The sequence below is a fragment of the Kitasatospora sp. NPDC127121 genome, assembly GCF_042677305.1.
In the GTDB taxonomy this organism is placed as follows: domain Bacteria; phylum Actinomycetota; class Actinomycetes; order Streptomycetales; family Streptomycetaceae; genus Kitasatospora.
Genome location: NZ_JBHXTQ010000061.1, coordinates 43,972 through 51,786, shown reverse-complemented (window position 1 = coordinate 51,786; position 7,815 = coordinate 43,972). Strand labels below are relative to the sequence as shown.

General features: G+C 74.6%; 1 protein-coding gene. It reads right to left on the bottom strand.

Annotated elements, in window-relative coordinates:
• Window positions 1-7,598: amino acid adenylation domain-containing protein (locus ACFVHI_RS26465; protein WP_380343396.1), on the bottom strand; the 7,598-nt coding region annotated here is incomplete at its 3' end.
• Window positions 7,599-7,815: the final 217 nt, after the last annotated feature.

The window sequence follows — 7,815 nt, the reverse complement described above, 5'->3', positions numbered from 1 at the left end:
CGCTCCACCACCGCCCGCAGCAACCGCCCGAACCACACCGCCAGCGACTCCACCGTCTCCCGGTCGAACAGATCCGTCGCGAAGTCGATCGCGCAGTCGATCCCGGCAGGTTCGCCGTCCGGGCCGAAGACCTCCTCCATGATCACGTTGAGGTCGAACTTGGCGACCCCGGTCCCGGCCGGCAGGGTCTCGACGCGCAGTCCGGGCAGCTCCAGTTCGGCTTGCTCGTTGCTCTGCAGGACCAGCATCACCTGGAAGAGGGGGTGGCGGGCCAGCGACCGCGCCGGATTCAGCTCCTCCACCAGACGCTCGAACGGCACGTCCTGGTGCCCGAACGCCCCCAGATCCGACTCCCGCACCCGACCCAGCAACTCCGCGAAACTCGGGTCACCCGCCGTATCGGTGCGCAGCACCAGCGTGTTGACGAAGAACCCGACCAACTCGTCCAACGCCTCGTCCGAACGACCGGCCACCACCGTGCCGATCGGCACATCCGTCCCCGCACCCAACCGGGTCAACAACGCCGCCAACGCCGCCTGCACCGTCATGAACAACGTCACCCGATGCGCACGCGACAGCCCCACCAACCCACGATGCAGCTCCACACCCAGCGGCAGCACCACCCGGTCGCCCCGGTGCGACGCCACCACACCACGCGCACGATCCACCGGCAACGCCAACTCCTCCGGGAGATCGGTCAAGATCCCGCGCCAGTAGTCGAGTTGACGCGACAGCAGGCCGTTCTCGTCCGACTCCTCCCCCAGCAGTCGGCGCTGCCAGAGCGCGTAGTCCGCGTACTGCACCGGCAGCGGCTCCACCACCGGCACCTCGCCCCCGGACCGGACCGCGTACGCCGTCGACAGGTCCCGCAGCAGCGGACCCATCGACCAGCCGTCGCTGACGATGTGATGCAGCACCAGGAGCAGCACGTGGCTCTCCTCGGCCGTCCTCAGCAGGGTCGCGCGGAAGGGGGGTTCGGCCGCCAGGTCGAAGGGGCGGCGGGACTCCTCGTCCACGGCGTCGGCCAGCGCGTCGGCCGGGCAGTCCCGGCGTTCGACGGTGACCCGGGCCTCCTCGGGCGGCAGGATCCGCTGGTAGGGCTCGCCGTCCGCCTCGGCCACGAGCGTGCGCAGGCTCTCGTGCCGCGCCACCACATCACCCAGCGCCGCCTCCAGCGCCGCCACGTCCAGCTCGCCGCCCAGTCGCAGCGCGACCGGCACGTTGTAGAGCGCGCTGGGGCCCTCCATCCGGTCGATCAGCCACAACCGCTGCTGCGCGAACGACAACGGCACCCGCTCCGGACGCTCGACGCCCCCCGACAGCACCGGCCGGCCGGCCGCCGCACCCGAACGGGCCGCGAGCCCCGCCACCGTCGGCGCCTCGAACACGTCCCGCACCCCCAGCTCCACCCCCAGCACCGACCGCACCCGGCTCAACAACCGCGTCGCCAGCAGGGAATGACCACCGAGCGCGAAGAAGTCGTCGTCGGCGCCCACCCGTTCGACGCCGAGGACCTCTGCGAACAGCCCGCAGAGGATCTCCTCCTCCGCCGTCCGCGCCGCCCGGCCACCCGCGAACTCCGCGAAGTCCGGCGCCGGGAGCGCGGAGCGGTCCAGCTTGCCGTTGGCGTTGAGCGGCAGCACCTCCAGCCCCACGAAGGCGGCCGGCACCATGTGGGCGGGCAGTTCGGCCGCGACGGCGGCGCGCAGCTCGGCCGGGTCCGACGCGGCCGAGCCGACCAGGTAGGCGACCAGCCGCGCCCCGCCCGGGCCCTGCTCGTACGGCAGCACCGCGGCCTGGAGCACCCCGGGCTGCGAGGTCAGCGCGGTCTCGATCTCGCCGAGTTCGATCCGGAAGCCGCGGATCTTGACCTGCTGGTCGGTGCGGCCCAGGTAGTCCAGGTCGCCGTCCGGGCGGCGGCGCACCAGGTCGCCGGTGCGGTACATCCTCTCCCCGGGCTCGAACGGGCAGGCCACGAACCGTTCGGCGGTCAGCTCCGGCCGGTTCAGGTAGCCCCGGGCCAGACCCGCCCCCGCCAGGTACAGCTCACCGGGCACCCCGGCCGGCACCGGGTTCAACCGGGAGTCCAGCACGTAGGCGCGGAGGTTGCCGAGGGGGCGGCCGATCAGCGGGCGCTCGCTGTCGGCGAGGCGGTGGTACAGGGCGTCGACGGTGCACTCGGTCGGGCCGTACAGGTTGTACGCGATCAGGTCCGGGGCGTCCCGCAGGGTGGTCCACAGGGCCTGGCCGGTGGCCTCGCCGCCGAGCAGCAGCAGGGCCGGCGGGCAGCGGGTGAGCAGCCCCTCCTCGATCAGCTGGTCCGCGTAGGTGGGAGTGAGGTCGAGGACGTCGATCCCGGTGCGCTCGGCGTGGCGCACCAGCGCGGCGGCGTCGCGGCGCACGTCGTCGCCGATCAGGTGCAGCTCGTGCCCGGCCGCGAGCCAGAGGAAGCCCTCCAGGGAGGCGTCGAAGGACAGCGAGGCGGTGAGCGCGACCGTCAGCCGGCGGCCCGGCCGGGCTCGCTCGACGGCGGCCCCGACCTCGGCGCGGTGGAAGGCCAGCAGATTGGCGAAGTTGCCGCGGGAGACCACGACGCCCTTGGGCCTGCCGGTGGAGCCGGAGGTGTAGATGATGTAGGCGGCGTGCCCCGGGTGGGCGGTGCCGGGCAGGTCGTGGTCGTCGTGGAAGGCCCACAGCTCGTCGTCGACGGGCAGCACGGTGCGTCCGTCCAGCGACTCGGCGAGCGGCCAGCGGTGGTCGGTGAGCACGACCGCCGGGGCGGAGTCGGCCAGCATGTGGGCGATCCGCTCCGCCGGGTACTCCGGGTCCAGGGGCAGGAAGGCCGCGCCGGCCTTCAGTGTTGCCAGCGTGGCGACCACCGACTCCACCGAGCGCGGCACGGCGAGGGCGACCACGGTGTCCGGCCCGGCGCCCTCGTCGGCGAGGGCGCGGGCCAGCCGGTTGGCCCGGGCGTTCAGCTCCGCGAAGGTCAGCGACTCGGGGCCGCAGACCAGGGCGACGGCCCCGGGGGTGCGCGCGACCTGCTCCTCGAACACCGTCAGGTAGGGCACGCCGGCGTCCGGCAGCGCCGTGTCGTTCCATGCGGCGAGAGCGTCCCGCTCGGCCTCGCCGAGCACCTCCAGGGCGGCGACCGGGCGCTCGGGGTCCTCGACCGCCTGGCGCAGGATCAGCTCCAGGGCGGTGGCGAGCCGCCGGACCGTCTCCCGGTCGAACAGGTCGGTCGCGTACTCCAGGCCGCCGCTCAGCCCGGCCGGGGAGCCGTCGGCGGCGAGCCGCTCGACCAGGCTGAGGGTGAGGTCGAAGGTCGCGGTGCCGAAGTCGACCGGCTCCTCGGTCACGGTGACGCCGGGCAGGTCCGGCCCGTCCTCGGGGGTACCGGCGAAGGCCAGCATCACCTGGAACAGGGGGTGTCGGGCCAGTGACCGGGCCGGGTTCAGCGCCTCGACCAGCGACTCGAACGGCGTGTCCTGGTGCTCGTACGCCGCCACGTCGGTGTCGCGGACGCGGTGCAGCAGTTCGGCGAAGCTGGGGCGGCCGGAGACGTCGGTGCGCAGCACCAGGGTGTTGGCGAAGTAGCCGACCAGGTCGGTGACGGCCTCGTCGAGGCGGCCGGCCACCGGGGTGCCGATCGGCAGGTCGGTGCCGGCGCCGAAGCGGTGCAGCAGGGTGGCGTAGGCGGCCTGGAGGACCATGAACAGCGTGGCGCCGTGCTCGACGGCGAGGGCGCCGAGGCGTGCGTGCAGTTCGGCGTCGAGCTCCAGCGGGAGGACGGTCCCGCGGTGGCTGGCGACCGGGGGCCGGGGCCGGTCGAGCGGCAGCGGTAGCTCCTCCGGCAGGCCGGCCAGCGCGTCGCGCCAGTAGGCGAGTTGGCGGGCGGCCAGGCTCTGCGGGTCGCCCTCGTCGCCGAGCAGGGCGTGCTGCCAGAGCGCGTGGTCGGCGTACTGGACGGGCAGCGGCTCGCCGTCGGGGGCGCGGCCGGCGAGCCGGGCCCGGTAGGCGTCGGTGAGGTCGCGGTAGAGCGGGCCCAGCGAGGCGCCGTCCCCGGCGATGTGGTGCAGGACGAGGACCAGGACGTGCTCGTCCGGGCCCTCGGGCCGCAGGTAGGCGTGCAGGGGCAGGTCGGCGGCCAGGTCGAAGGTGTGGCGGGCGAGTTCGTCCACCGGCCGGTCGGTGGTGGTGAGCAGCGGGGCGGTCGGCCCGTCGAGGACGTGCTGGTACGGGACGCCGTCCTGTTCGCCGAAGACGGTGCGCAGGGCCTCGTGCCGCCGGACGGTGTCGCCGAGGGCGTCCGCGAGGACGGCGGGGTCGAGCGGGCCGCGCAGCCGCAGGGCGAGGGTCACGTTGTAGGTGCTGGCGGGGCCGTCCGCCTGGGCGAGGAACCAGAGGCGGCGCTGGGCGAAGGAGAGCGGCACCCGGTCGGGCCGGGGGCCGGGCCGCAGCGCCGGGCGGGCCGGGGCGGGCGCGTCGGCCGCGCGGTCGGCGAGCCGGTCGGTGAGCCCGGCGACGGTGGGGGCCTGGAAGAGGTCGCCGATGGCGAGTTCGATGCCGAGTTCGGCGCGGGCCCGCCCGGTGAGGCGGGTGGCGAGCAGCGAGTGCCCGCCGAGCGCGAAGAAGTCGTCGTCGATGGTGATGTCGTCGATGCCGAGCAGGTCGCCGAAGAGCTCGCACAGCGCCCGTTCGCGCTCGTCGCGGGGCTCGCGGCCGGTGCCGTCGGCGGCGACGTCCGGGGCGGGCAGGGCCCGGCGGTCGACCTTGCCGTTGGCGTTGAGCGGCAGGGCGTCGAGCAGGACGACGGCGGCGGGGACCATGTAGCCGGGCAGCGTGGTGCCGGCGAAGGTGCGCAGCTCGGCCGGGGTGAGCGAGGCGTCGGCGGTGCAGTAGGCGACCAGCCGGGTGTCGCCGGGGCGGTCCTCACGGGCGATCACGATGACCTGGCGCACGGCGGGGTGGCGGGAGAGCGTCGCCTCGATCTCGCCGAGTTCGATCCGGAAGCCGCGCAGCTTGACCTGTCCGTCGATCCGGCCGAGGAACTCCACGGCGCCGTCGGCGCGCAGCCGCACCAGGTCGCCGGTGCGGTACATCCTCTCCCCTGGCGCGTACGGGCAGGCGACGAACCGCTCGGCGGTCAGGGCCGGCCGGTTCAGGTAGCCGCGGGCCAGGCCGGCCCCGGCGATGTACAGCTCCCCCGGGACGCCGGGCGGGACGGGGCCCAGCCGGGCGTCGAGGACGTAGCTGCGCATGGCGTCGAGCGGGCCGCCGATCGGCACCCGGGGGCCGTCGAGGTCGGCGTGGACGAGCGGGTGGTGGGTCGCGAAGGTGGTGGTCTCGGTGGGCCCGTAGACGTGGGCGAGCAGCAGGTCGGGGCAGGCGTCCAGGACGCGCCGCATCAGGGTGCCGGAGGCGGCCTCGCCGCCGGTGCAGACGACCCGCAGGGCGGCGAAGGTCTGCGGGGCCTGCTCGGCGACGAGGTCGAACAGGGCCTTGGTGAGGAAGACGGCGGTGACGCCGTGGCGGGTGGTGACGGCGTTCAGGGAGGTGGCGTCGAGGGCGCCGGGCGGGGCGACCACGACGGTGCCGCCGGCCAGCAGGGGCGTCCAGATCTCGTAGGTGGCGGCGTCGAAGGCGTGCGGGGAGTGCAGCAGGACCCGCTCGTGCCGGCCGTCCTGCCAGCGCCGGTCGGCGGCGAGGTCGAGGACGTCGCGGTGGCGGACGGCGACGCCCTTGGGGCGGCCGGTGGAGCCGGAGGTGTACATCGCGTAGGCGAGCTGGTCCGGGTGGACGGGCACGCCGGGGCGGTGGGCGGGGGCGGCCGCCTCGTCGCCGGGGCGGACCACCACGGCCTGGTGCGGGAAGCCCGGGTCGGCGCGGTCGGTGAGCAGCACGGGGGCGCCGGTGTCGGCGAGCACGTCGGTCATCCGCTCGGGCGGCAGGCCGGGGTGCATGGGGACGTAGCAGCCGCCGGCCTTGAGGATCGCCAGGGTGGCGACGACGACCTCGACGGAGCGCTCCATCAGCATCGCGACGGGGGTCTCGGTGCCGACGCCGAGGGCGATCAGGTGGTGGGCGAGGCGGTTGGCCCGGGCGTCGAGTTCGGCGTAGTCGAGGGTGCCGCCGTCGTGGGCGAGGGCGGTGGTGTGCGGGGTGCGGTCGGCCTGGCGCTCGAAGGACTCGGCGAGGGTGCCGGGCCGGGCCGGGGCGCCGGTGGCGTTCCACTCGGTGAGGATGCGGGTGCGCTCGTCGGGGGCGAGGACGTCGAGGGTGCCGATGGGGGCGTGCGGGTCGGCGGCGGCACCGGTCAGCAGCAGGCCTAGCCGGGCGGCCAGCGCGGCGACGGTGGCGTGGTCGTAGAGGTCGGCGGCGTACTCGATCGAGCCGGTGAGCCCGGCGGGGGCGCCGTCGGGTCCGTGCCGTTCGGCGATGCCGATGTTGAGGTCGAACTTGGCGACCCGCAGGCCGATCGGCTCGGGCGCGGACTCCAGCCCGGGCAGGTCGAGTTCGGCGTCCTGCCCGTGGTTCTGGAGCACCAGCAGGGTCTGGAACAGCGGGTGGCGGCCGAGGGCGCGGGTCGGGTTGAGCTCTTCGACGAGGCGCTCGAAGGGGATGTCCTGGTGGGCGAAGGCGTCGAGCTGGGCCTCCCGGACGCGGCCGAGCAGCTCGGCGAAGCTCGGGTCGCCGGACGTGTCGGCGCGCAGCACCAGCGAATTGACGAAGAAGCCGACCAGGTCGTCCAGGGCCTCGTCGGCGCGGCCGGCGAGGCCGGTGCCGAGCGGGATGTCGGTGCCGGCGCCGAGCCTGGTGAACAGTGCGGCGAGGCCGGCCTGGAGGACGGTGAACAGGGTGGTGCGGTGCGTCCGGGCGAGGCCGAGCAGGGCGGTGTGCAGGTCGGCGCCCCAGGCGAGGTCGACGGAGTCGGCGGCGCCGGTGGGGGTGGGCGGTCGGGGGCGGTCCGTCGGCAGCTCCAGTTCCTCCGGGAGTCCGGCCAGGGCGGTTCGCCAGTGGTCGAGTTGGCGGGCGAGCAGGCTCTCGGGGTCGCGCTCGTCGCCGAGCAGGTCGCGCTGCCAGAGCGCGTAGTCGGCGTACTGGACGGGCAGCGGCTCCCAGTGGGGGGCGCGGCCGGCGAGCCGGGCCCGGTAGGCGGTGGCGAGGTCGCGCAGCAGCGGGCCGAGCGACCAGCCGTCACCGGCGATGTGGTGCAGGACGACGAGCAGCACGTGCTCGGTCGGAGTGAGGGTGAACACCGTGACCCGGATGGGCAGTTCGCGGCTCAGCTCGAAGGTCTCGGCGGAGGCCGCGTCCCGGCGGGCGGGGTAGTCGTCCGGTGCGCAGTCCACGACCAGGAAGCGCGGCTGTGCCTCCTCGGCCGGCAGGATCTGCTGCACCGGGACTCCCCCGTCCACCGGGAACACCGTACGCAGGGCCTCGTGCCGGGCGACCACGTCCACCGTCGCGGCGCGCAGCGCGGCGGTGTCGAGCTCACCGCGCAGGCGCAGGGCGAACGGAAGGTTGTACAGCGCGGTCGGCCCCTCGATCTGGTCGATCAGCCAGAGACGCTGCTGTGCGTACGAAACCGGGATCACGGTGCTTCCTCTACTCACGTCACGGCACGGGGTGGTCGGGAGGGCCTGTCTTCAAACCCCCGTCGTCCGCCCGGAGGGCGGGCGTGGCGGCGTTGGGGTGCGTGCATCGCAAGGCGGAGGAGGGAGTCCATGCGGAGCATCGGCGACCGACGACAACGCGGCGAGGTGCGTGCCCCGGCGTCGGCGCGCAGGCGGGGGTTTGAAGACAGGCCCTGAG